Source organism: Paenibacillus sp. J31R34 (assembly GCF_059383715.1).
The window spans coordinates 244,290-270,362 of record NZ_JBXENU010000010.1 but is presented as its reverse complement, the minus strand read 5'-3'; the positions used below and the strand labels follow the sequence as shown (position 1 = coordinate 270,362).

The window sequence follows — 26,073 nt, the reverse complement described above, 5'->3', positions numbered from 1 at the left end:
TGTCTATTTCTGTCGAATTGTAACTAATATGATACTTAAAAATACGCCCAAACTCAGACTGTTTATTTATATTGTTGTATTTATTAGCTTCCTAACCTGCATGCATCTCATCTGGAACGCGGCGTTTAAGCCCCCTGTCCATCCTGTTGCAAAGCAGGGTGTGCTAGATTTGCGCAGCTGGCATTTTACTGATAAAGAAACGATCCGGCTTAATGGTCAGTGGGAGTTTTATCCAAGCATTTTTCTTACGCCTGATACCTTAGACGCCTCTCCTGCCAGCAAAAGCTGGGCTGCTGTTCCAGATAAATGGGGTAATTATTTAAATAAAGACACTGATGGTTCTGGCTTTGGCTTTGGAACCTATCGTCTCCGAATTTTGCTTCCTGACAATGGCACTCAGCAATTTGGGATCGAGACGATGACTATTTCAAGCAGCTATGAGTTATTCGTTAACGGGCGTTCTGTATCCAAGCTCGGTCAGCCTTCAGAAAATAAGCAAGAGCATGTGGGAAAGATGTATCCTCTTATCGCATCCATTACAGGTACAGATGAAATGAATATAGTGCTCCATGTGTCTAACTACGATTTTCCTGCAGGGGGCGGTATTACCAAGCCGATTAAATTCGGGACGTTCGCCGCTGTTCAACGCGAGGATCATTTATTAATTGCCATGCAGCTAACGGTAACCGTCATCTACTTGCTTCATCTAATTTATGTCGCTCTTCTCCCTCTGCTTGGTGTGCGGAAGAAGGAGCTTGTTTATTTGGCCATCGTTATTTTCTGCATGATGTTAGGTACTCTATTAGATGATAATAAATTATTGGTTGCCTGGCTGCCTATTACTTTAAAATGGAATATAAAATTATTAATGCTTTCTTTGATTGGAGCATCCACGCTGCTGTTAGCGTTCTCTGCCAATTTTTTATCAATATACCGTAAAGGTAGAGCCGTACGTGTGTATTTATTTCTATGCGCTTTTTACGCGCTCTTCATTTTGCTGCTGCCGTTTGAGCAATTCATTTCCTTGTCTCCTCTTAGGATTCTGACGGTTTCACTCCCGCCCCTTATAATATTTATTATGATTCTGCGCTTAGCACTTAGGGGAGAAGAACATATGATTTTCCTGCTGTTTGCTGCTACAAGCGTCGTGTCTAGTATTGTATGGGCTACGTTCAAATTAAGAACAGATTGGGATTTGCCTTATTATCCATTTGATTTAATTTTTGCATTTATCTGCTTTGCTTCCTTTTGGTTCAAACAATTTCTGCAAACTAGAACTAATTTGGAGCAGCTTGCTTATAGACTGCAAAAAGCCGATAAAACGAAAGATGAATTTCTCGCTAATACTTCTCACGAGCTGAGAAATCCGCTGCATGGCATGATTAATATGGCGCAGACCGTATTGGCTAATACGACCCATTCCATTAATGAAGCAAGCAAAAATAATTTAATGCTGATCATTACCGTTGGACGCCGCATGTCGCTGCTGCTTAATGATTTGCTCGATGTCACGCGTCTTAAGGATCGGGATATCCATTTGAATAAGGAAAGCATCCGGCTGCAAAACATCATTTCCGGCGTATTTGATATGCTGCGTTATTTAACGGAGGACAAACCCGTTCAGCTAGAAATGAATATATCCCGTTCATTTCCTAAAATAATTGCCGATGAAAATAGGCTGATTCAGATTTTATTTAATCTCATCCATAATGCTGTTAAATTCACTAACGAGGGCATTGTTAGCGTTCATGCAGAAGCGATTGGGGATAAAGCCTATATCCACATACAGGATTCTGGGGTCGGCATAGATGCAGATGTACAGCTCACTATTTTTCAAGCTTACGAGCAGGGTGATTCCAGCATGACCGCCATGAGCGGCGGCATTGGTCTCGGGCTCAGCATTTGCAGGCAATTAGTTGAGCTTCACGGGGGTGTGCTAACGGTACAGTCGGTTCCGGGTAAAGGTTCTACGTTCACCTTCACCATGCTCCTTGACGCCGATGCAGCTGCCGACGAACCCGAATTTACGCTGCCAAGCGAAGCTGAAACAGCCGTGTCTACAGAAGCCGTCATTGCTACTGATTCTCAATTACTGCGTCTTGATCAGAGACAAGCGGCATCCGACACAGAACAAAATAAAGCCACTGTCCTTGCCGTAGATGATGATCCTATTAACTTGAAAATATTATCCAGCTTGCTGGATTCAGAGTTTTATGAAGTGGCTACCGTCACGAGCGGCAAAGAAGCACTCAAGCTGCTTGAAACGAAGGAGTGGGATCTAGTTATCGCTGATGTTATGATGCCGCAAATGTCGGGCTATGAGTTGACTCAAACGATTCGCAAACGATTCAGCATATCCGAGCTGCCGATTTTATTGCTGACTGCTCGCAGCCGTCCCGAGGATGTCAATACAGGCTTTATGGCAGGCGCAAATGATTATGTTACTAAGCCTGTCGATGCGATGGAGCTCAAGTCTCGCGTACAAGCTTTAACTGACCTGAAGCAAACGGTAAATGAGCGGCTGCGTATTGAGGCGGCTTGGCTTCAAGCACAGATTCAACCTCATTTTCTATTTAATACGTTAAATTCCATTGCCTCCTTAAGTGTGATTGATCAATCGAGGATGGTGCAATTGCTGGAGGAGTTCGGAAAATATTTGCGAGCGAGCTTTGATATGAAAAATTCAGAGCGCGTAGTTCCGCTTCAGCATGAGCTGGATTTGCTTCATTCCTATCTATTTATTGAGAAAGAGCGCTTCGGCAATCGCCTGCAAATTGAGTGGGAGCTTGATGAATTGCCATGGCTTCGTATTCCGCCGCTTTCCATTCAGCCGCTTGTAGAAAATGCCGTTCGGCATGGAGTGCTAGCCCGTTCAAGTGGGGGCACTGTGAGTATTCGCCTGAAAGGATACGACGAATATACTGAAATTGCGATTATAGATAACGGGGTCGGTATGGAAGAGGAGAAGGTCAGAAGCGTGCTGGAGCAAAACCGTGGAGGAATTGGCCTCCGCAATACGGATCGTCGTTTGAAACAGCTGTACGGCAAGGGATTATGCATCGAAAGCACAATAAAACAAGGTACGGTTGTTCGCTTTTCTATCCCAAAATCCTCAACCGATGAAGCAAATTTAAATGGGATATAAAACAAGTATAGAAATTGTATAGATGTTCCGTGTATAATGTTGGGGAACAAAAAAAATAACTATGGTGATAAAACATGCGCTTAAAAAAATGGGTTAAAATTCTCCCGACTTCCATTATGATTGCCGTAATAGCGGGAATGCTGGTGCTGTTTTTCACACAATTGTTCAGACTCCCCGAGCCATTCTTCTCTAATCAGAACCTTCCTTTCTTCTTCAACACCTTTATGGTCATCATCATTACCGTTCTTATTATTATCATGCGTGCCATGCTTGTTGAGAGAGCAGTATTGAAGAAGCTTGCCTTTAGGGACGGTATTACGGGTCTTTATAATCGACATGGGCTTGAGCAATTTTGGAAAACATATCGCAGCAAAAAAAGTATGGCGATTCTCTATCTGGATTTGGATCACTTTAAAGAAATAAATGATCGTTTCGGCCATCATGTTGGAGACGCTCTGCTTCGGGAGGTCAGCGTTCGCTTACAGCAGGTGGAGTCTAAAAAACATCGCGAGCTATTCCGGCTTGGCGGTGATGAGTTCGTGATGATTCTCAAAAACTGCGACCCTATTATGGCAAAGCGGGCTGCCACGCAAATTTTGGAAAAGCTGACGACCCCTTACGCAGTCGAAGGTTATCACGTGTTAATTACCGTTAGTATCGGTATTCGGATGTGCACGGCCCGCAACGCTGAGCATGATATGCTTGTGAAAGAAGCGGATGCTGCGATGTACGTAGCCAAGAAACAAGGCAAAAATGGATTTTTTGTATTTAGGGAAGGCAGAAGCAAACTTCCAAAAGAGAAATACGGCAATATTAATCAAGCCAAGCCGTAAAGTAAATAAGCAAGGAGTTCTACACCATCCGCTTGTTTAGTGGATCGTGAGGTACTCCTTGCTTTTTTACGTTTCTATCAGCTTTCAATTCCTTTTATAGTGTCTCCATTTGACGGGCATGCACAATTAACCTGTGAGTCGGGTTGATGAGCGGATCGCAGGTAATGAGTGTAAGCAATTTGTCACCGGGAACACTATCTAATACTGACAGCTCAGTTGGCTCGACAATAAGGGTCTCGTACACTTTGTAAATATATTTTGCATTACTGGTCTGTACGACAATTTCATCGCCAATTTCTACTTCATTCAGCCGATTGAATAACCTTCCGGTTGTATGGGCACGATGCGCTGCGACAGCCGCATTGCCCTCCTCCCCAAACAAAGCAGTCTCTCGCATATGAACGGCCGCATGCTTCATATTAGCCTTTGTAGCGCCATCTAAGATCGGTAATAAGACATCAATACGATCTATCGTAATTGTTGCAATGGGCTTGCCGTTTTGAAAATCGTTTAATAGAGAAGCTGCCTCATCCTCGGTTTCTTCTCCTGCATTTAACATATCATTTAGCTGTGCGTAGCTTTGTGCGGCCCCCGTATTTACAGGCTCGGGCGTATCCATGAGCAGGAGCGCTTCTTTTAACAGCTTTTTCTGCTCCCGATCAGCCATCCATTCATTCCACTGCGGATAAATGAGCAGCAGCACTCCGACTGCTACCAATATAATTGCGATTTTACGCAAATTCTCAGCTCCCTCTGCTTATATGTTTCTTAACTAAACGGAATAGGCTTCTCTATTATGCAGAGCCTGGCTCTACAGTTTCTCTACAGGCCGCACACTTTAATTAAAAAAACCTCCAAAACGAATGAAAAGTCTTCGTTTTGGAGGCCTTATGCGCAGAGTATCCAATTACTTCTACTCTGATGAAGCTTGCTGCATCACACTTACGAACGTGAGCGTTTTTTTCTAAGCAATATCGCTCCGAGTGCAATTAATGCTGCACCTGCAAGCTGGATTGGCAATTGACTGGACTCACCTGTCTTCGGAAGTGTACCTTGGTTATTCGGTGCTGGCGTATTTCCATCTCCATCTGAATCCGAATCCTCAACTACCCCGAGCGGGATTTCATCCACATCGATTTCAAACAATATTTCCTCTTCGATTCCGTCAGCATCTTTTACGATAATAGAGAAATCATCTTTGCCTGTATACCCTGGATCAGGTGTATACACCCATTGTCCATTATCGTCCACCGTTACTTGTCCGTGCTCCGGCTGCTTGCCAATATCTACATTTCCACCTTTTGGCACGTCAACTTTACCTTCAACTGGCGTATTTTCCTGTGTCTTATCTTTCTCTACGACAGGAGTCGCTGTTGGTGCTGGCGTCGGTGTGCCTGACTGCTCAGGACTTGGAGCCACCGGCGTTGGTGTTGACGTTGGAGGCGCTGTAGGCGTCTCCGTTACAACAGGCGTTGGTGTAGGAGATGGTGTCGCTGTTGGTGTAGGTGTCGGCGTTGGTACTGATGGGTTGCCCGAATTTCCACCTGGACTAGTTGGCTTATAAATAAGCCCAAGGTCAAGCGTCAGGTCTTCCCAGCCACGCGGTGCCCCTTCACCAATAACGATAACTTCTGTGTATCCATCTACCTGTTTGTTTGAATCTTCCTCAGCAGAAACACCGTCTGCCTCAGCTTTTGTTACTGTGTAGCCGACTGGCACAATAAATTTCACAAAATATTGTCCGCTTGGCAATTGATCAAACAAGTAGTAACCAGGGTTTCCACTCGCATCATTTGCTGTAATGGTTTCTCCAATTTGCTCTTTGTTTTGATTAAAAAGCTGTACGGTAACGCCATTTTGGCCATCCGTAGCCAGTTCATCCTGCTTGCCGTTGTCATTACGGTCAAACCACACATAATTGCCAATAACCCCTTTGGCAACTACGCCAAGGTCAATCGTATGATCAACCCAGCCAGCCGTTTCATTAATAATGATTTTGGCTGTTATGCCGTCTGCATCCGTTGCATTGGAATCAAGAGCTGTGTTCGCTCCTTGCTCCGCGCTTGTTTTCACATAATCGCTTGGCAAAACGAATTGAACATAATATTCGCCTGCAAGCAAATTATCGAATAAATAATAGCCCGGCTTGCCGCTTGCATCATTCGCTGTTGTCGTTTCAGCTACAGGCGTACCTGTACTGCTGCCTTTATACAGCTTAACCACAATGCCATTAATACCGTCTTTCTCATCTTCGTTCTGCAAGCCATCGCGGTTGCGATCGAGCCATACATAATTACCGATTTCACCGCGTGGAACAAGACCCAAATCAATCGTCAAATCATTCCAGCCTGCTGGTCCAATCGTAATGACCTCAGTTATTCCTTGGCCATCTGTTTTGTTGGAATCCACATCTGGTGCTCCAGCTTCCGGCTTAGTTACACCGTATTCCGCCGGAATGATGAACTGAACATGATAGTCGCCTTGCGGCAATCCAGCAAATAAATAAAATCCTGGTTTGCCATTTTCATCATGCGTAACGGTCTCAGCCAATACATGGTTTGCATCGTCATAAAGCTTAACGATAATGCCATTAATGCCTGTTTCCGCTGCATCTTGCAGCCCATCTTCATTACGGTCAAGCCATACATAATTACCGATGGAGCCACGCTCATCCGAAACGACAGGTATTTCATGCTCAGTCGTCACTGGCGGCGTTTCATTCGAAACCGCTTTAGCCACATTGATAATGGAAGCCGCTGCTGTATCTACTGACGTTACCTGGTATGAATACGTAAATTCCTTTGATTCCCCAGATTTCAGTGATGGAATGCTTGGTATGCCAGATACTTTTGTATCGGTAATCACAACATTCGTTAAATCGCGCTTGCCTGTATTGGTTACTTTAACCGTGTAGTTAATCCAGCTTCCTGCTGCTGTATCGGAAACAGCGACTGCACTGCCCTTTTTCTCAATCTTGAGCCCTGCTGTCGGAATGCTAGCCTCATCCTTAATTGGATCAGGGGATTCATTGTAATATACAGTTGCTACATTATCCAAATCTGTCAAATCCAAATCTGCATCCGTAACACGGTATACGCCCTCAAGCGTCAGTCCCGCTCCTGCTGCCAGATTTTTAATGATGATAGACGGATTCGTGCCGGTGCTTACCAGTTGACCAATAATGTCTGGTCTGTTATGGCTGCCGCTATTCAAGGCAATTTCCTCGCCATTATACGTCAGCTTAGTAAACTCAAAGCCGGCTTGCAGTCTATCAAGCGCATCTGAAATTTTAAAATTATGCAAAGTAACAGTAGAGGTATTTTTCAAAGAAAGCTTATAATGCACATCGTTTCCTACCACTACATACTCCTGAGAAGGAGCAATCGTGGAGGAGCCTTGTGTCACACTCGTTATTTCTTTCTCGAATGTGATGGAAGGGTATGAGTCGCCCGTAGGTGATGCTGTTTCGATTAGGCCCAAATCGATTGTCGGAATTTTACCAGCTGTACCTAAGCTGATCGTATCCGTACGATATGGCGTATAACCGTCTACAGTAGCGCCTTTCGTTACCAGATTGGAGTCATTGTCATTCGTATGGCTCGGATCTGCTCCATTCACATTTGCAGTCGTTGGCATGTAGCGATCCGGCAGCACAAACTCTACGAAATAATTGCCTGCCTCAAGTCCCTGGAACAAATAATAACCTGGACTTCCGTTGTAATGATAGCCCGTCTTGCTTGACTTGAACGGCGTCGTTTCACCCGCTTTGTACAGATTTACGGTAATACCGTTAATACCTGCACCTTGACCGCTATCGCCCGGATATTCTTCATCCTGCGTGCCATCGCGGTTGCTGTCGAACCAGACAAAATTTCCAATTTCGCCAAGCGGTACATGCTCGTTGTTCGGATGAATCAGGAAGCCGACCTTGTTAGGCGCTGTTGGAAGCATTTTGCTGCCTTCATCATTGCCTGCACCGATTTCAGTTGCTTGAATGGCAAAAGAGTTCCAAGCTACTTCATTGGTCGGTGCTCCCACAGGGGCATCCATTTTCCAATCCAATACGATATAGTCGCCTGGCGCAAGTCCAGCTGATCCATCACTGCCTACAATGTTCGACAGCTGGAAGTATAGCGACTTGATGTCTGTCAAATCATCCTTCTGATAATTGCCTTGTTCGATCCAGCCTTGCTTGCTGTCATTCACATTCGTGAAATTGACAACCTGCTCCTGATTAACCGACTTGCTGTAATAGGTGGACAGCGTGTAGTTCACCGTTCTGCTTCCCGCTGCCGCGGAAGATGTAAAGGTTTTATTGCCGGAAGAAAGTACTTCCGCCAGGTTAGGCTGCCACTGCGTGCCCCTTGCTTCATAAGGCGAACCACTGTTGACGCGCAGCGCATTATCGCCTACATGCGGCAAAATATCCAGCACATCAATGACGCCAAGTCTCGTATTCCCGCTATTGCGTACCGCCAAACGATAATCTGCTGTTCCGCCTTCATACGTTACGCTGTAACGCGGATACTCAGTGTATTCAATATCGCCATCATAATCGAATGGCTGTACGGGAAGAGCCGGTATTCCGTCATACGTAGCATCATCTGATGCCCGGAAAATTGGCTCCAGATCGCCTTGATTCCATTTTGTCGACTGTACGAGCGACGCTTTGCGTACCGTTACATTCGCAGAGGCATGAACAAAAAATTCATCCGTTCCCGCTGTTGGATCAAAGCCAATGACTGTATCTTTAATCGTATTGTTGCGTGTTTGCCATGCTGGCAGATTTTGCGGCTTATCCTGTGCGGAGTCCCCTGTATGCCAGAACTCTGTATTAGGATCGCTTGTTGTAATATACATATCGTTCGTGTAGGTTGTACCTTGAGGCGTACCCGCACGAACCTCGCCTTTATAGCTGATTTCAAAGCTTGTGCCTGGAGCAAAAGAGGTGCCGTCGGACCATGACCATTTGACAAGAGTCCGTCCAGTACCGTTCCAGTTTTTATCAACAAGCTCTAGCTGTGGAGCACTTGCTCCAGCAGGCGTGCCCGTAAACGTAAACGAGGCTGCCAGCGCCGCAACAGGATCGGCTATTTTAGGATTGAGGTAATAATCAAAGCTTGTTGGCAATAAATCATAGACAACTGGATTAACATAAGGTCCCGTTGCTTTAATATCATTGCGAACCGTTAAAGTGAACGGCACCGTACTGAGTGGACGGAAATTTCCCGCTCCAATCGCTTTATTTGCAACAAGCCATGGCTTCTCATTGTTGATATTGAAATCTGCTTGAGCCGTTTTTTGAGGCTTATTATCCCATTGACCTGGAACAGTAACATTCAGTGCCTGATAATCCAGAGACACTTGATTCGTTACTTGATCGCCGTGAACGACAGGAGCATTCGTACCGTTAGCGAAGTCTCTAACCGTTCCTGTAATTTCAATGCCGCCAATTGTACCGCCTGGAGCCAACGTGCTGAACGACCACTCCAAAGCAGTCAAATATTCGCCAGCATTCAGCACAATGCGGTTTGTACCAGCTGTCGTGCTCACTGTAATTGTGCCGTTAGGCGCAAGACTGCCGCTATACGCATGCCAAGTTTCAGTCACGCCATCGCTTGTTTTATAACGAAGCTGGGATGTAAAAACATTTGGCATTTTAATGCTGCTGTAATCCATTTCCACAGGCAGCACATCAGTCAGTACCAGGTTCGACAAAGACGTATTTACATTTGTCCCTGTATTGCTGATGCCGCCGATGTTGAACTTCTGGGTTTGGCCATGCCAGCGATACTGGTAAACGCGTGACTTGGTTAAACCGGAAACGCCAGATACCGGCTCTCCGAATTTAGTTGTCACATCAGCGTCAGGATCAGTAACTGCCCCGTCACCCTCGAGTGTATAGCCGCTCAAAATTTCAACGTTGTTTTTGCGCTCAAGCGGTGTTCCGGTCGGATGACCATACCCTAAATCGTCAGGGAATGTGACCGATACTTTTGCTTCAAAAGATTGTCCGGAAGCCAGCTCAATGTTCGACCAAGTGATCGTACGAGCCGTTGAATCATAGACGCCACTTTCTGTTGAGCTCACATATACGGCATCTGGCGGCAGCGTATCGACTAACGTCGCATATTTCAAGCTGCCAGGATTCGTATTGCCCGCTTCGCCTTTAATGCCTACCGTATACTCAACCGCTCCGCCAATAATCGGAACTCCGCCGCCAAATCCAGTGTCTTGGCTTTTGTAAGCCCACCATTTGTCATAGGTTGAGGCAGTTGGTGTCGCCGTCGGTGTTGCTGTAGGCGTTGGTGTAGCTACTGGATTTGGGTCCGCGTTAATCGTTACATTCGCCGATGCTGTTGTACTTTCCGCTGAATCAACGAGTGTAATCGTCGCCGTATTCGTCGTAGGAACAACCGAACTTGAGCCAGTCGGCTTCGCTTTCACTGGAATTTCCAGCTTTACCGAAGTACCGGAAGGCAGTGGATGTGCATTAACCGTAAGGGTTTGGCCGTTTTTCGTATCCCAGCCTCCATCCTCCCAGCCATCCACAATTTCAAATTGTGCCGGTACAGTATCAACAATCGTTACGTTCTTACCAACATGAGTCGCGCCATCCGCCTGATACAAGATGGTATACTTGAAGGTATCGCCTACATTAACGGTGTTCACACTGGCTGTCTTTGTAAAAGTTAGTCCTGTAATCGGACCTGCTGCCTGTATTGGAGCTGCGAATGGCTGGAATGCGGCTTGCAGCAGCAAAACGAGCAGCATAATCCAGGAAATCTTTTGCCTGATCGCTCTCTGTCTACTTGCGGGCATCTTATCAATCCTCTCTTTTTCTCTATCTTGTCTAGTTGTTCTATTGTTGTGATTACCTCACGAAAGCCAAGTCTTTCTCCATCCTCTCCCTCCTTACATTCAAATAAGAAAATTATATCTAGCCCAACTGTACAAAAACTTTACAAGCATCCCCTTCATTCGACAGCCTAAATAACAACAAAAAAAGCTCCGTCCATCCCTTGAAGGATAGACGAAGCTTCTGTACGTACCTATTGATTTATATGTGTTTAAATCCGTTTAATAAACTTTAGCAGCTATATAGCGCGAGCTGTCTTTAATCATTTTGCCCGCTTTCTTGCTGTTCTTCATGCCAGCATCAAGCGTCGTATCGATCGTGATCCATTTGCCGTCCAAATATACTTCATTCCAAGCATGATAGTTCGATACATCGGACGCTTTGCCCGTCACCATCTTGGCCGGAATGTCCAAGCTGCGAAGCATGCCCGCCATTAATGCAGCATAACCGTAGCAAATGTCTTTCTGTGAACTAAACGTACGATCGATTTGAGGCAAATAATCGTTGGTCACCTTAGCTGCAAGCTGATGATCATAAGAAATATTCGCCACAATATATTTGTAAATTGCCGTTACCTTCTCGGTATCCGTCTTTTTACCCTTAGTCAGCTCCAATGCTTTCTTGACCGCTTTGCTGTTGCTGCTCCAGTCAATATTTTGAATGGAGTTTAAATAGACAAGGCTGCTGTCACTCAAATTCAAGGTAACTTTGCCTGTTTGAACTGCTCTATATTTATTGGTTCCACTGACGTTCTCCAATAATGTAATCGTATAGTCTCCATTGCCCAGTTGAAGCGCGAACCACTCTTCTGTCTGGTTTGCCCGGAGCGCATACGTATAATTTTTGCCGTCTTTGGCTACAACCAGCCTTGTATCTACGCCCGACTTAACCTCATAACGAATACCGATGCTTCCTTTATCCACATTGGATTCATCGAGCCAGCTTGTCCCAGCTGCTGCCACTTGAGCAGTTGCTTGCGGGAACACGGACAGTATCAATGCAAGCAAAATCATAACCGTTAAACTTTTGCGCATAAAAAAAACTCCCTTCGGTGGCTAGGCTGCCATCTAAATAATAGAGAAGGCCCTTTAGCTTTGCGTCCCTGCCTTTCGACAGGTTTGCCGTTATCGTGTAAAGTTTTGTAAGTGATGTTAGGTAGAAGAACTACCTTATATTAAACTATGATTATCTCTAGTATATACCCATTATTTGCAACAAACAATACGTTAAACCTTTTTTATTTCCAGGCTGAGGCTTGTATTTTCTGGCCTCTCTTCATCCATCTCCGCTTTAACCGTTTCATAAAAGGCTCTTCTTTCCGCTCTTTAAGCATGCCCTTTACATCCCTTAGCAGGAGCATATACCGCATTTCATCCTCATGCTTCAAGCTTTGAAACTCTTTCAAATGTTCAGCGCCCATCCCACTTCAGCTCCATCATGCGTTTTATCAATCCTTTTTCGGCTGATAAAATTCTGATACCCGAACCAGCGTTTAGCTGCTTTTGACCGTGTAAAATTTTTGAAATCTCCAAAACTTTCTCGGTCCTGTCGACAAATAAAGCCAAGCAAAAAAATCACGAATACCGTCATCCACGATTCCCTCATTGTACTGATAAAGCTGCCGCTGATAGTTCAGGCGACATATTTCTACCCCATCCCACCAAAAAGAGAACGTGTTTCGCTTGTCGTCATGCTCCAGAGCAATCATAAATTTCCCTTCCGAAAGCTGAAAATATTGCTTGTCATAGAAAAACAAAGGCCCCTCAGAAGTAGCTGTAATCCCAATAAAATGACCTCGATGATGGGTATAAAAGCCTCGAACGATCGTGTAATCGGTCATTTGATTTAAATTCAGCTGTCGTAGGTGCTGGGCTCCCTCGCTTATACAGCAAGCCAGCTCAGGATAGCGAAAATGGCGAATGACGTTTATTTGCCGTTTCTCGGTTATCATCATCTTCTTCAACCATTCCTTTGAACATGCTATTTTTTGAAAATGAAGCCCGTAAAGCTTGTCCGTCTTCATTTTCACCTGCTCCTCCATTATAAATAAGGCAACTCTACAATTTCTCGACAAAATCCCTGTTTAATCTCGGAAAATTTACAAAATAGCCCCTACAACGCGCTAACGCTGCTTTTCCACTCTTTATACCATTCTGTAATGTACGCGCTTGGCTGCTCGTTCAATTCTTCTATCAGCGCGGCGGTTAAAACATTGTACTGCTGATTAACCATAAGATGATTTCCTTTGGACGCATACAGCTGCATTAAGGCAAAATAAGCCTCTTCCGCTTGCGCATGCTCCTCGATAATCCGAATATATCCGGCAATCGCTTTATCCAGCTGACCATGCTCGACATGCCATTCTTCCAATCGATAGGAAGTATTCAGCCATAACCGTTTCAGCCGCTGGCGCTCGCTCTCCGCCCACCAATAATCATAATCCTTTAAATAATCGCCTCTATAAAGATTCATAGCCTCTTCGTATTCCGCAAGCGTTGCAGCCGCTAGCGGCGGTGCGGCGGCAATGCCCCGCTCCCATTCCTCTACATCGAGCACAACCTGATTCAGCGTCAATATGTATCCTTCTGTTGTATTGGCAATGTGAAAACACTTTCCAAACTGATCTAGCGTTTTCCTAATGTGGTACACCGTCGTATACAGCTGGGCATATATTTTTTCCGTCCCATTATCGGGCCATAGCAAATCGATTAATATCGATTTTCTTACAAGCTGTTCGCGATGCTGGAGCAAATACAGAAACAACTCCTGCGCCTTCGTTGTGCGCCACCTTATGGCTGCATCCTTTTTCCCGGAAAACTCCACACTGAACTGCCCCAATAGCTGCAAAACCAGATGCTGCTCCTCATTCGCATTTTTCACTGGCTGTAGAGCCTGCTCTTTATCCTTCGCAGACGAGTCCAAACGCTTCTGAATCCGTTCCATCGTTTTCAATAAGCGCTCAGGATGAATCGGTTTGACGACATAATCCAGTGCATTCAGCTCAAATGCTTTCACTGCATATTCATCATAAGCGGTTACAAATACGATATTCAGCTCCGGCCTAACCTCAAGCAGCTGTTCAGCAAGCGCAATGCCACTCACTTCAGGCAAATTAATATCCAAAAATACGACATCCGGCAGATCGCGCAAAATCCGCTCTTTCCCGGTCATCGGATCCTCATATTTCCCCAAAACCTCTACGTTATTTAATTTCACGAGTTGTCGCTCCAAGTAATCCAAAGCGAGGCATTCATCATCTACAAGGATAACCTTCATGCTTTACTCCTTTAATATACGAAATAACCACTCGTTCACAAACTCTGCCATGCTGACAACAATTATAATCCAGTTAAATAGTTGCCGCAATCATTTGGCTTGAATAGTCGTTACAAATTCAGGGAAATTTGCATAGTAAAAAGAGCAGCATCTGCTAAACCTCAAGTAGGCTAAACGCTTGCTGCTCTTACGATCTGCGATTAGGGATAGAATGGACAATCCAGCTGTTCTGCTAGAGAGTCTACCAGGCGTTGACGCCCAGCTGTTCAATCGTTGCCTGAATAAAAGCAGGCTCGTCCTCCGGTGTACGGGAAGTAATCAAATTGCGATCTACCACGACTTCCTCATTACGAAAATGTCCCCCTGCTGCCAGCACTTCCTGCTCCAGCTCCGGATAAGCTGTCAGTGTCCGTCCCTGCAGCAAACCAGCCTCCGCCAAAACTTGCGGGCCGTGACAGATGGCGGCAATGGTTATGCCTTTTTCATCAGCGTCTTTGACGAAAGCATGCACGGCCACATCCTCCTTCAAGTGGGAGGGGGATGCCCCGCCAGGGATAATAATCGCCGCATAGTCGCTTGCCTTTGCCTCTTTAATCGCTAAATGCGACTTATAGGCAATTGTGCCTTGCTTGCCCTTCAATTCCTCATTGCTTCGCAAGCTTATAATAACCGCCTCATGGCCATTTTTCACCATTTCATCATACGGATTTTGCATTTCGGAATCTTCAAAGCCATCGGCCAGCAGAAAAGCCACCTTCTTCATTTGCGTCATCATTTACACGCTCCTTCTTGTTTGGGCTCTAGATTACTTTACCCTAAAAAAAGGATTCGCAAACAAATACTGACGCTCAGATGCGATTAACGATACATGATCATCCTTCCACAATAGTCGCATTCCTCGCTTTGCTGTGGAAGAAGAACCTTATTCGCACCACAGCCAAGGCAGCTGATTGTTTTAGGCACGGGCGGCTGTATTGGCGGGGGCGGAGGGCTTTGCCTGGCATTACGAATCGCTATCCGCTCCGCTAAAAAAGCAGCGGCTGCCGCTTGCTCCTCGGCCTCCCACGCAGCTCTCCGCTCTTGCTCTTCATTCTCGGCCATACTTCTCTCAAGCTCTAGCTTTTGCTCCGCGCTCTGCAATTCAAGTCGCAGGGATTCTATTGCTTCCCTAATCGGCTTCTGGACTGGTTCACGTTCTGCAAACTGTAAAACAAGGTGAACTAAAATCCACGCTGGGAAAATAAAAATCACGGAATAAAGAAGTATATTCAGCAGTAATTTTTCCTGATATGAATCCGGTAATACAATTATATAAAAGATAACTCCAATAATTGGCCATACCGATCCAATTATATACACACCGATTTTCTCGCTTCTCTCTAGCATAACTCATCCCGCCTCTGTAGCTTCATCCATTTTCTTCTATTTTAATGATGTTCGCTCCCAAGTCTTGCTCTCTTCAGCTCATTTAGTTCGTTATTCACCTCAAGCAAACGCTGCTCCATGCTGGATATTTCCTCCTCGGCCCACTCCAGGTATTCTTCTTGTTTTAATCTATCTACCTTCCCCATCATTGCTCCTAATATAAATATGACCACCGCTGTTATCCCGAAATATTTACCGAAAAATAAAGCCTGCTCCGCGAAGGACTTCTCTCCTCCCCAATAGTGCGGTGTGAACAGCATGCCATTCACAAGGCATCCGATTGCAATGATTTTAAGTACTCCACCCATCTCGCTTCCCCCTCTTCCTTTCGTTACAAAGATGACACCCTGCTACCTAATAAAAAGAGCAGCATCCGTTAACCTCTACATAGGCTGAACGCTTGCTGCTCTAATTTACTTCGCTCCTACCGTGCAGGTGCGTCTCACGTTAACTGTACACTAGCATCGTGCCGCAATAGTCACATTCCGCGCTTTGCATAGGCTGCAGCACCTTTCTCGCCCCACAGCCCGCACAGCTGATATTTTTGGGCATGAGGGGTGGTGGAGGTGGGGGCGGTGATATACGGCTCTCCCCTTCACGCCTTGCCGCTGCCTCCGCTTCTGCGCGAATAGCCGCTAGCGTCGCTTCCTTCTCAGCCTCTAGCCTAGCCTCTTCTTCCGCCTCCTCGGCTCGTTCGCGCTCTTCTCTTGCAAGCTCCTGTTCATGCTCCAGCTTCTGGAGCTCCAGTCGAAACTGGACAAGATACGGCTCCTGTTCATCTAAATATTTTTGCTTCCATTTAAAACGCCTGTTTTTCCTCTCCCCAATGCAATAAAGGGAAATGCCAGGAAATAAAGAGAAGATTATCAAAGTAGCTATGAGTCCATCTAACCCATATCTTGGGGACAATGTAAACGGATATAAGATAAAACTTAAAACAGACCAACATATACCAAATGCCTTGTGCCAAAAACCAGCTGCCATTTACATTCACCCCGTCTTTCGCTCCGCATGGCAAAGGAGCCTTTACACCTAGCGGTATTCAATACTTGCATGACAGTATTCGCAGAGGATCGTTTGTTTAGGCCATAGCATTGTATGGTTGCCGCAGCTTGGGCAAGCAACAGACTTTCTCCCTTGCCCCGAGCTGCCCGCTAGAGAACTGCCTCCCCTTGCTTGCTCTCTCTGCAGCCTTGCATGCCTCATTTCATCGGCCATTTTTTTAGCCTCTAAAGTGTTCTGTTGTATGGTAGCATGGCTCGCCCGAATGTCTGCAACCCATGCGTCATCACGCTTCTTCTCCCCTTTGGCAGTAAAATAGGCCAACATAAAGAAGAACAAAGCAGGAAGAATGGCTGTAAGTATATATAACCCGACTTTCTGTGAAAATAAGAGCGTGCTTGTCCTACCATCGAATTCAAATAACAAATTAGTTCCAAATAGCAAAAATCCCACGCCAATTATGCGAAACGTCAAACTCATGAAGCTTTCCCTCTTTCCCAGCAGCAGCACGATTACGGCTTATGCTCCATCATTCGCTGCTTTTGATAGCTGCCGCAGCCCAATATTTGCTTCTCCCATGGACTGCACACGAGCTGCTTATGAGCTAAACTCTGCCAGCAAGTCCATGCCCGCATTCTGGGCAGAACTTCTGCCCTGCCTGCACTTCATGACGGCATCCCGGACATTGCTGGCTGCCGCTGCTGTTATTGGTGCCGCAATGCGGACAAAACTTGGCGCTGGCTGCCACCTGCTCCCCGCAGCCTCTACACGGACGCGGCAGCGTCTCGCCGCAAGCGCTGCAATTGACAGCATCGTCCGAACAATCCGCGCCGCAGCTTGGACAAGGATTATACGCATCGCCGCAATTGGCGCAAAACTTGGAATTTTCCCGATGCGGCATGCCGCATTTATCGCAATTATGAATGGGTCTCGGCGCTCCCGGCTGACCGCCAGCCGAACTGCCCACAAGTCCTTTGCCGCAGCTGTTGCAAAATTTCGCCTGCGCATCATTGCGGCTCTGACAGCTTGGACAAACCTGAGCTGCGCCTGCAGCTCCATACAGCTGCTCTCCGAGCTGCCCAAATTGGCTGCCGAATATGCCGCCAATTCCCGCTCCCATGCTAAGTCCGAGCGCTGCGCCCATGACGCCGGCTTGGGAGCTGCCTTCATTTTTCGCTGCGCCCTCCAATGTGTCGAAGGTACGCTCCTGCTGGTAGTTGTAGCCGATAATATCCATCTCTGCTTTGCGTGCAAGCGCATCACGGAGCCGCTTCAGGGAGGCATCATCCTCCGGCGTACTGATGGAATCGATAAAGAAATTTATGAGCCTAATGCCGAATGGGTGCATCAGAGCGCCAACCCGTTCCTCGACATGCTTGGAAATTTCGCCGATGTAGGCGTTGATTTCAAGCAGGCTCACCTTTTTGAACACCAGATAAGAAGAAAGCAGCTCATTAATATTCATCATAATCATGCCGCGCAAATATTTGGACAGCGTGTCCTGATTAAACAGCGGGAGTGTTCCGACCAGCTTCGACAAAAACTGGCGTGAATCCTCAATTACAATACCGAACTGGCCGAAAGCCCGAACCGGAATAACAATATTGTATTTCGGGTCCTGCAATTGAATCGGCGACGCCGTTCCCCACTTCACATCGAGCGATACCTGCTTGTTCACAAACCACACCTCGGCCGAGAACGGCGATCTCCCGCCAAAAGGGATATTAACCAGCTGGTTTAAAATCGGTATATTAAGCGTGCTAAGCGTATGCCTGCCAGGCCCAAATAAATCTAGCGCCTTACCGCCCTTGAATAACAGCGCCTCTTGCGTATTATTAACGATTAGCTGCGTCCAGGTTCCTAGCTCCGCATTCGGATATTTCCATGCGTATACGTCCGGAGAACCGTCGTATTTGACCACCTCTACTATAGCCATTCCCTCTCACCTCTATCATGCTGACATTTTCAAATCCTATTGAAGCTTCTATCTCTATACATTTAATAATAAGAACAATTTTCCTGTTTTTCAACAAAATTATGTTCCATATTCCACATATTTGAGCGAATTTCGCCAGCTTTCGACTTTGGCAAGCCTAATCATAAGAAAAAAGACATGGATCGATAATCCTGCCCCACCTAGGCCAGTCTATCATCCATGTCTTATCGTTTAGCTTACGTTCAGCTTATCGTTTAGGCTTGCGGCTATACGCCATATTGCTCGATTTTGATCAAATTCGTCGTACCAGATAGACCAATTGGCGCTCCTGCCGTAATGACGACAAAGTCGCCCTCAGCAAGCAGTCCCGTTTGCTCCGCATCCGCCATAGCAGCATGCAGAAGCTCGTCCGTCGTGCCGGTCTTCGTACCCTTCATCGGAATAGCGCCCCATAGCAGCGCCAACAGCGGCAAAATTTTCTCGTCCGAAGTGATCGCGATAACTGGCGATTGCGGGCGATATTTGGATACCATCCGTTTTTGTATGACAACCCTACTGAAAAAAACGGTTCAGAAGATGCCTACCAAAGTTATGCGTTTCTTTGCCAGTTCATTCGTTAGCCTTTATGAACCGCAGCCGTATGCACCCCGCATGTACGGGGGTGAGAGATCAGGGGGGGCGTCACCCCCTCTTACTCAATTCCGTGCTACCGTATAATTTCACGAAGTAGCCCCCTCGTTCAAGCAATTCCCGATACGTGCCTTGTTCGACAACGGTTCCCTCATTCATGACCATGATCAGATCCGCTTTCTCCACGGTGCTGAGCTGATGAGCGATCAGAATGGTCGTGCGGCCTTCCATCAATTGGTTGAGAGCCTGCTGCACCCAATATTCCGATTCGGAATCCAAGGCGGACGTTGCCTCATCCAGCAGCAATATCGGGGCGTTCTTGAGCAATGCCCGGGCAATGGCAATCCGCTGTCTCTGACCGCCTGACAAAGACTTCCCGCGCTCCCCCACTTGCGCCCGATACTGCTCGGGCAGCTCCTCAATAAAATGATGCGCATGCGCCGCTTTGGCCGCCTCTATAATCTCCTCTTCCGTGGCTTGCGGATTTCCGTAACGAATGTTCTCTTCGATCGTTCCGCTGAACAGGAAGGCATCCTGCGGCACATAGGCGATGCTTGCGCGAAGCTCGTCCAAGGTATAATGTCCTAGCGGCTTGCCTTGAATCAGAAGTTCCCCGCCGTCAATGGGGTAGAAGCCAAGCAGTAGCTTGATTAGTGTGCTTTTGCCGCTGCCGCTGCTGCCTACGATCGCGGCGATTTGTCCTGGAGCTACTCGCAACGATACATCGCTCAGAACTTTTTTGCCTGGCAGATAGGAAAAATCTACGCTCTGGAGCTCCACCATGGCAGGAGAAGATGCAGACAAGGTCTTAAACGAGGGCTTATCCTCTTCCCGAAATCCGATTTGCTCCGGCTCCTCTTGCTCGTCCAATAATTGCTGCAGACGCTGCGCACCCGCCAACGAGTTCTGCGCCATGGACAGCGTCGTGCCGAAATTCATAATGGCGTGGGTCAGATTGATTTGAAGCACGGCCAGCGCCGCTACGGTTCCCATTCCAATAAGGTCATAGGTATAGAGCAGACTGCCTGTGGCAATGATTCCGCAGAATGTCACATAACTAACAAAATAATTCACGGCGGCCAGCATGCCATTCTTTCTCGCGGTTTGTGTAGCTACTTTCGTGACTTGTTCATTCAAGCTTGCATACTGCTCATAGATCGGCTGGATATGAAATAATTTAACAAGCTGTATCCCTCCGATAAAGTCGGAGAATTTCCCCGTCATCCTGGCCAGAAGCTGGAGCGATTGCTCGGAGAGTGTGCGGATCTGCTGTACAAACCGGGCGCTGATCGCAAAGGAAACCAGTAAAATGGCAAGCGAAGCGCACGCAAACGGCCAATGAACGACAAACATCGTCACAAGCGAGCCCACACCGAATACGAACTGCAGCAGCAGCACGAAATAAACGCCTGTGTATGTCACTTCCAAAGTGGTCACGTCGTTGTTCATCCGAGAGAGGATATCCCCGTTGTGTGTCTGTTCCAGATACCTCGACCGAAGCTTGCAAAGCTTGACAAACAGACGCTCCCTTATATCCGCCATCGTCAACTCCACGCTGCTGCGAAACATATAGGAAAAAAACGGAGCGACGAAATTCACGAGAAACAGGGAGCCGGCCAAGATAAAAATAGCACGATACATCAGCGAAGTATCCTGCGTCACCGCAAAATCCACCAGACCTTGGACGACTAGGCTGAATGATACCAAAAACAAACTTTGAATGGTCGTGCTTATACTAAGGCCAGTGAAATAACGAATTTTGCTTCTTTTGCTCATAAAGTTTAGGATATGGCCAAGTTCCTTTGCATGGGAGACTATGTCAGCCACTTTCATAAGAAGACCACCTCTCTACTCTTCACAAGAGCGGTGGTAAACTCCTGATGATACGAACGGGCGTACAAGCCGTTCAACGCTAGCAGCTCGCCATGATTGCCAGCCTCTGCAATCTCGCCCTGCTCCATGACCAAGATTTCATCCGCCTTCTCGATGGTTGACAGTCGGTGCGCAATCACAATGGTTGTTCGGTCCTTCATGAGTACTTTAAGTGCTTCCTGAACGTACAATTCAGATGCCGTATCCAGCGCGGATGTAGGCTCGTCCAAGAGCAGGATAGGCGCGTCCTTAAGGAACGCGCGTGCAATGGTAATCCGCTGGCGCTGTCCGCCAGACAGAAGCCCCCCCCTCTCTCCTACCTCGGCTTGGTACCCGCCGGGAAGCTCCATGATAAACGAATGCGCATTAGCCAGCTTCGCCGCCTCGATCACCTCGTCCATCGTCGCATGCTCCCGTCCGTAAGCAATATTGTCGGCAATCGTGCCGCTGAACAAATAAGCATCCTGGGTAACAACCGAAAAACAAGAACGAAGCTCATTTGGGTTGCTGTCTTGAATTGGTTGGTCGAAAATTCGAATCGTTCCTTGGTCAGCAGGCAAGGGATAAAATCCGCATAGCAGCTTAAACACCGTGCTCTTTCCCCCGCCACTCTCTCCGACCAGCGCAACGGTCTTCCCTGCCGCTACCGTAAAGCTGAGATTTCGCAGCACAGGGGCGTTGTTATCGTAAGCGAACGTAACGTTATCGAATACGACAGGCGGATCATCCGTTCTTGCAATCGAATGCCCCTCCAGATTTTCGGCAGGCTGCTTCAGCATTTCGGCCACCCTCTTCAAAGCCCCGGTCATTTGAAAGGTGTTCGTAATCAGAGTCGGGATGTGATCCAGCGGCTCCAGACATAAATTAAGCAGGTACAAAAAAGCGATCAATTCTCCGGCGCCAAACTTTCCTATAGATATCAAGTAGCTGCCGTAGATCACGGCAAAGATAATCGGACTTAGCATCAACGAGAACAAGAGCGGTTCAACCCAAGCCTCCCGTTTTCGCAAGGTCAGTTTCTTGAGCAGCGTCAATTGAAGCAAAGACTGATACGAACGAAGCAGCATTCCTGAGAGCAGGTAACTTTTCACAATTGGCATTCCGCCCAGCGTATCCTGCGCAATAGCGTTCATTTGCCCCGTATGCTCTTGCACCTCTTCCGTCAGTCGCTGCATTTGTTTGCCGACCCAATGCGATACAAGCAAGGATATAGGAAGAAGCAGAAGACTGAACAATACGAGCTGCCACTGAATCCAAATCAAATAGATGAAGCAGCCGATAAACAACATCGGATGGTAAAACCATTGCGCCAAATCTCGACTCATGAATTGATGGATGACCTGCAGGTCATTGCTGGATCGCGACAACACATCTCCGGAGTGCTGCTTTTCGATATAATGAACAGGCAGCTTTCCGATATGATTCATCAGATGATTGCGAATATCTCTTATGGTCAAGGCGCTGCTTCGCTCCACGCCGAACGCCATAAAATACTTCGCAGGAACGCCGATTAGGATGACGGCAAAAACGGTGAAAACGATGGACAAGACAAGCCGCCCTGCCCCATTCTCCGCACGAGTCGTTAAATCTTGAATGAAACTGCCTATCCATATCTCGATCAGCGCTGCCGCCATGGCCGAGACAATTCCGACGATCATCCAGCCTATGTGAGTTTTCATATATGTCCATATCCATAGAAATGATTTCCACAGGGTCAATCCGTCTTTTCGTTCTTGCACCACATGTTGTCCCCTTTCAAGGTATGCGCAGGGTTATTCGACTTCAAAACGGCACCTTATGAGATTCCATCTTCCGCTCCATAATGTGTTGGACGATGCCACCAATCACGTTCGCGTTTTCTTCCACGTATTCAGGAGCAAACACCTGCTCGTGAACCCCGGCGAGCTGATATTCCTCGTAGTTTTGCAAGGTAGCTTCCTGCCATGACGGCCTATGTTCAAGCGCTCCGCGCTCTCTGGAACCCTCCGCGATTAGCCCGTGAATATTCGCCTGAACCGTGCCCGAGTGAATCAGCTTCGCTCCATATGTCAGATACGCCCGCACTTTGCGCTCCACGCGTTCGCGAATGAATGGGTTGTCGAGCAATTCTTTCTCCTCACCTTCGGCAGGCTCCAGAATTTCCTTGATGTCACTTTCCACTTCGTCCATCGGCGTTTCGAATTGTTTATACGGAGAGTCCAACATGATCAGGTCGGAGACGCGGCCGCCTCTCCTCTCTATCGCTTGGGTCACCTCATACATCAGATTGCCGCCCAACGAATACCCCAGCAGAACATACGGCGAGCCGTCCTGCACGCGGAGTATCTCCTCTACATAACGGTCTGGTATATCCTTGAAGCCATCCGTGTCGTCTATAAAATCTATGGCGTAAAGCACGCAGCGGTCATCCAGCTTCTTCGCAAGTTCCATATAGCTTATGCCATATCCGCCCCCCGGAGGAAAGCAAAAGACGTTGATCGCTCCGTTCTCGTTGAGTTTCATAAAGTGGTTGCCGCTGTGTCCCTCCAGCCCGGATTGCCAGATCTCATAAGCCATCGCTTCGACGGACGGATTCTGGAACATGCTGTGGAGTGAGATTTCGACTCCCATTGCGGCATACACTTTTTGAATCAATTGCATAAGGCTTAAGGAATGTCCGCCAAGATCGAAGAAATTGTCCTTCACTCCGATCCTTTCAGCTCCAAGCACCTCTTGCCAAATCCGCACGAGCTGCTCTTCCAGCGGTGTACGGGGCGCGATGTATTCCGCACCAGTATTCACGCTTCCCTCCGGCGCGGGCAGCGCCTTGCGGTCCGTCTTCCCGTTCGACGTCAGCGGCATCTTCTCCAGCTGCACGAAGTACGACGGAATCATGTACCCCGGCATCTCCTGTAACAGCCTTCCTCTTAGCTCGCTCACCGTCAGCAGTTTGTCCGCTACCACGTACGCGCACAGCTGCTTCTCCCCGCTTTCATCCTCGCGCGCCATGACCATCGCTTCCTGCACCGACTCCATCTTCAACAGCTGCGCTTCCACTTCCCCAAGCTCGATCCGGTAACCGCGTATCTTCACTTGATGGTCGATCCTTCCCATGTATTCGATGTTGCCGTCCGGCAGCCATCTCGCCAAATCCCCCGAGCGGTACATCCGCTCGCCTTGCGTAAACGGATCGTCCACGAATTTCTCCGCCGTCAGCTCTGGGCGGTTCAAGTACCCGCGCGCCAGACCTTCTCCGGCCACATACATCTCCCCTGCCACTCCCGCAGGCACGCATCGGCGGTTGCCATCCAGCACATACACCTTCAGCGTCGGGATCGGTCTTCCGATATTGCTTCTCCCCTCGGCGATTTCCACCTCCGTGATTTCCTTGTAGGTCACGTGTACCGTCGTTTCGGTGATCCCGTACATATTGATCAACTGCGTTGCCGGGTAACGCTTCCTCCAGTCCTTCAGCTGCTGCGGCGCCAGCGCCTCTCCTCCGAAGATGACCTTTCGAAGGCTCAGCGTCTGCCCGCTCTCCGCCAGCGCTTCGCGAAGCAGCTGGTAGAAATACGTCGGCGTCTGATTCAGAATCGTTACGCCCCGCTCCTTCAGCAGCTGCAGGAACTGTCCCGGCTGTTTCGCCGTCATCGGCGGCACAATGACCAGCTTGCCCCCGTACAGCAGCGCCCCGTACATTTCCCACACCGAGAAATCGAAGCAGAACGAGTGGAACAAGGTCCACGTATCAGATGAGCCGAAGTCGAACAGGTTCTTGCTGTTGAACAGCAGCCGGACCACGTTCTTGTGCGCGATCAAGGTGCCTTTCGGCTTGCCCGTCGTTCCCGAGGTATAGATCACATAGGCCAGATCGTTCGGCTGGTTAACCGAGGCCAGGCTCGCGCTATCCGCTGCGTAGGTCTGCTCATCATCCAGAAGCAGGCAGACGCCGGCAAAGGTCGCTTTGTCCCGCAAATGCGCTTGCAGCAGCAGCACACTGGCTCCCGAATCGTCCAGCATGTAGCGAATGCGCTCCTCCGGATACTCCGGATCGATCGGCACATACGCCCCACCCGCCTTCAGAATCGCGAGAATCCCGATCACCATGGAAGGGGAACGTTCGGCCATAATGCCCACCAGCTGATCCGCCCCTACACCTTGGCTGCGCAGGGTACGCGCCAGACGATTCGACCGCTCATTCAGCTCGCGGTACGTCAGACGCTCGTCCTCGTACTCGACCGCGACCGCATCCGGATGACGCTCCGCCTGCTCCTCGAACAACTCGTGAATCGTCTTCTCTCTCGGGTAATCCGCTTCCGTATCGTTGAATACGGTAAGAATCTCATGCATCTCGGCCTCAGACAAGATGTCCGCTCTATCGACGGCCAGATCCGGTTGGAATAAAACGCCAGACAGAAGCCGAATGTAATGATCGGTCACCTTGACCATAAAATCTTGGTCGTATCGGGTGGAGTCGAAGCTTAGATTCAATACTATGGAGCCCTGCATCAATTCGAACTGAAACAAGGTGTCTGTCCAAGTTTTGTTCTTCCCGGCATCCGTATGTATGTTTGCAAACGAGACCACTGTAGGGACAACAGGCTCGCCAAGCGGATTGTACTCTACGTTCATAGGCCGAACCATTTTTCGAAACGGAATATGCTGATGCTCTATGGCTCCGCTGACGGACGATTTGATTTGGCCCAGCAGCGTTCTAATCGTGCTCTCACCATTCACCCTAGTTTTAATCAAGAGAACATCTTGGGTCGGCAGATTTCCATCATCAGGCTCGCTGTAAGCGGGCATGCCCACAATCGTATGTTCTTGGTGAGTATAGGTGTAGAGCAACCCGTTGACTCCAGCCAGTACGATCATATAGACGGCCATGTCCGATCCATTCGCCAGCGAGAGAATTTTCGCCGATAGCTCCTGCGGTAGCGTGCGGCAGATTACACCTATGTTGGACGCAGCATTCACGCTCATTCCCTTATTGGCGGGACTGTTGTACGGCAAGAAGCTCATACTATCTTCGGCGTCAAATATTTCGTTCCAATAGGCCTCTTCCCTCTCAAACACAGACTTCATTATTATCCCTCCCCATATTGATGTCAGACAA

17 protein-coding genes and 1 riboswitch are annotated in these 26,073 nt (G+C 47.9%); of the genes, 2 read left to right on the top strand and 15 right to left on the bottom strand.

Features of this window, described 5'->3' with window-relative positions; genetic code table 11:
• The first annotated feature begins 160 nt into the window (after positions 1–160).
• Together AC50YG_RS25480 and AC50YG_RS25475 are read left to right on the top strand one after the other, a co-directional pair.
• Positions 161–3,145 (top strand): ATP-binding protein, encoded by a 2,985-nt coding sequence (locus AC50YG_RS25480; RefSeq protein WP_494830874.1) that lies wholly within the window; start codon positions 161–163, stop codon positions 3,143–3,145.
• A gap of 74 nt (positions 3,146–3,219) precedes the next feature.
• Positions 3,220–3,978 carry a GGDEF domain-containing protein gene (locus AC50YG_RS25475; protein ID WP_494830872.1) on the top strand — a complete coding sequence of 253 codons (759 nt, stop codon included), beginning with the start codon at positions 3,220–3,222 and terminating at the stop codon, positions 3,976–3,978.
• 94 nt (positions 3,979–4,072) lie between these two features.
• On the opposite strand, the gene AC50YG_RS25470 is transcribed toward AC50YG_RS25475, so the two are convergent.
• The 15 genes from AC50YG_RS25470 to AC50YG_RS25400 all read right to left on the bottom strand — a co-directional run bounded on the left by AC50YG_RS25470 (position 4,073) and on the right by AC50YG_RS25400 (position 26,042).
• Positions 4,073–4,717, bottom strand: coding sequence for a class D sortase (locus AC50YG_RS25470; protein ID WP_473758905.1), 645 nt, complete (start codon positions 4,715–4,717; stop codon positions 4,073–4,075).
• A 203-nt stretch (positions 4,718–4,920) separates the two neighbouring features.
• Positions 4,921–10,800, bottom strand: a complete 5,880-nt coding sequence (locus tag AC50YG_RS25465; RefSeq protein WP_494830870.1) for an SdrD B-like domain-containing protein — start codon at positions 10,798–10,800, stop codon at positions 4,921–4,923.
• A gap of 258 nt (positions 10,801–11,058) precedes the next feature.
• Positions 11,059–11,871: a transglutaminase-like domain-containing protein gene (locus tag AC50YG_RS25460; RefSeq protein WP_494830868.1), complete on the bottom strand. Its 813-nt coding sequence runs from the start codon at positions 11,869–11,871 to the stop codon at positions 11,059–11,061.
• A gap of 13 nt (positions 11,872–11,884) precedes the next feature.
• A riboswitch (cyclic di-GMP riboswitch) is annotated at positions 11,885–11,970 on the bottom strand.
• A gap of 359 nt (positions 11,971–12,329) precedes the next feature.
• Positions 12,330–12,860: a hypothetical protein gene (locus tag AC50YG_RS25455; RefSeq protein ID WP_473758908.1), complete on the bottom strand. Its 531-nt coding sequence runs from the start codon at positions 12,858–12,860 to the stop codon at positions 12,330–12,332.
• Positions 12,861–12,949: 89 nt separating this feature from the next.
• On the bottom strand, positions 12,950–14,113 hold the full coding sequence (locus AC50YG_RS25450) for a response regulator (RefSeq protein WP_473758909.1): 1,164 nt from the start codon (positions 14,111–14,113) through the stop codon (positions 12,950–12,952).
• Positions 14,114–14,354: 241 nt separating this feature from the next.
• Positions 14,355–14,876, bottom strand: a complete 522-nt coding sequence (locus AC50YG_RS25445; RefSeq protein WP_494830978.1) for a DJ-1/PfpI/YhbO family deglycase/protease — start codon at positions 14,874–14,876, stop codon at positions 14,355–14,357.
• Between the two features lie 95 nt (positions 14,877–14,971).
• Positions 14,972–15,499: a hypothetical protein gene (locus AC50YG_RS25440; RefSeq protein ID WP_494830865.1), complete on the bottom strand. Its 528-nt coding sequence runs from the start codon at positions 15,497–15,499 to the stop codon at positions 14,972–14,974.
• A gap of 41 nt (positions 15,500–15,540) precedes the next feature.
• The gene (locus AC50YG_RS25435) at positions 15,541–15,846 is read right to left on the bottom strand and encodes a hypothetical protein (RefSeq protein WP_494830863.1); all 306 of its coding nucleotides are present in this window, start codon (positions 15,844–15,846) and stop codon (positions 15,541–15,543) included.
• A gap of 139 nt (positions 15,847–15,985) precedes the next feature.
• Positions 15,986–16,408 carry a hypothetical protein gene (locus AC50YG_RS25430; protein ID WP_494830861.1) on the bottom strand — a complete coding sequence of 141 codons (423 nt, stop codon included), beginning with the start codon at positions 16,406–16,408 and terminating at the stop codon, positions 15,986–15,988.
• Positions 16,409–16,570: 162 nt separating this feature from the next.
• On the bottom strand, positions 16,571–17,020 hold the full coding sequence (locus tag AC50YG_RS25425; RefSeq protein WP_494830859.1) for a hypothetical protein: 450 nt from the start codon (positions 17,018–17,020) through the stop codon (positions 16,571–16,573).
• Between the two features lie 124 nt (positions 17,021–17,144).
• Complete coding sequence (locus AC50YG_RS25420; protein WP_494830857.1) at positions 17,145–18,476, bottom strand: SPFH domain-containing protein; 1,332 nt, start codon at positions 18,474–18,476, stop codon at positions 17,145–17,147.
• A 266-nt stretch (positions 18,477–18,742) separates the two neighbouring features.
• A complete protein-coding gene (locus tag AC50YG_RS25415; protein ID WP_494830855.1) occupies positions 18,743–19,009 on the bottom strand; it encodes a pyruvate kinase alpha/beta domain-containing protein in 267 nt (88 codons plus the stop codon).
• A 148-nt stretch (positions 19,010–19,157) separates the two neighbouring features.
• A complete protein-coding gene (locus AC50YG_RS25410) occupies positions 19,158–20,939 on the bottom strand; it encodes an ABC transporter ATP-binding protein (protein ID WP_494830853.1) in 1,782 nt (593 codons plus the stop codon).
• Positions 20,936–22,657 (bottom strand): ABC transporter ATP-binding protein, encoded by a 1,722-nt coding sequence (locus tag AC50YG_RS25405; protein WP_494830851.1) that lies wholly within the window; start codon positions 22,655–22,657, stop codon positions 20,936–20,938. Before AC50YG_RS25405 ends, AC50YG_RS25410 begins: the two co-directional genes overlap by 4 nt.
• A 103-nt stretch (positions 22,658–22,760) precedes the next feature.
• Positions 22,761–26,042: a non-ribosomal peptide synthetase gene (locus AC50YG_RS25400; protein ID WP_494830849.1), complete on the bottom strand. Its 3,282-nt coding sequence runs from the start codon at positions 26,040–26,042 to the stop codon at positions 22,761–22,763.
• Positions 26,043–26,073 lie beyond the last annotated feature (31 nt).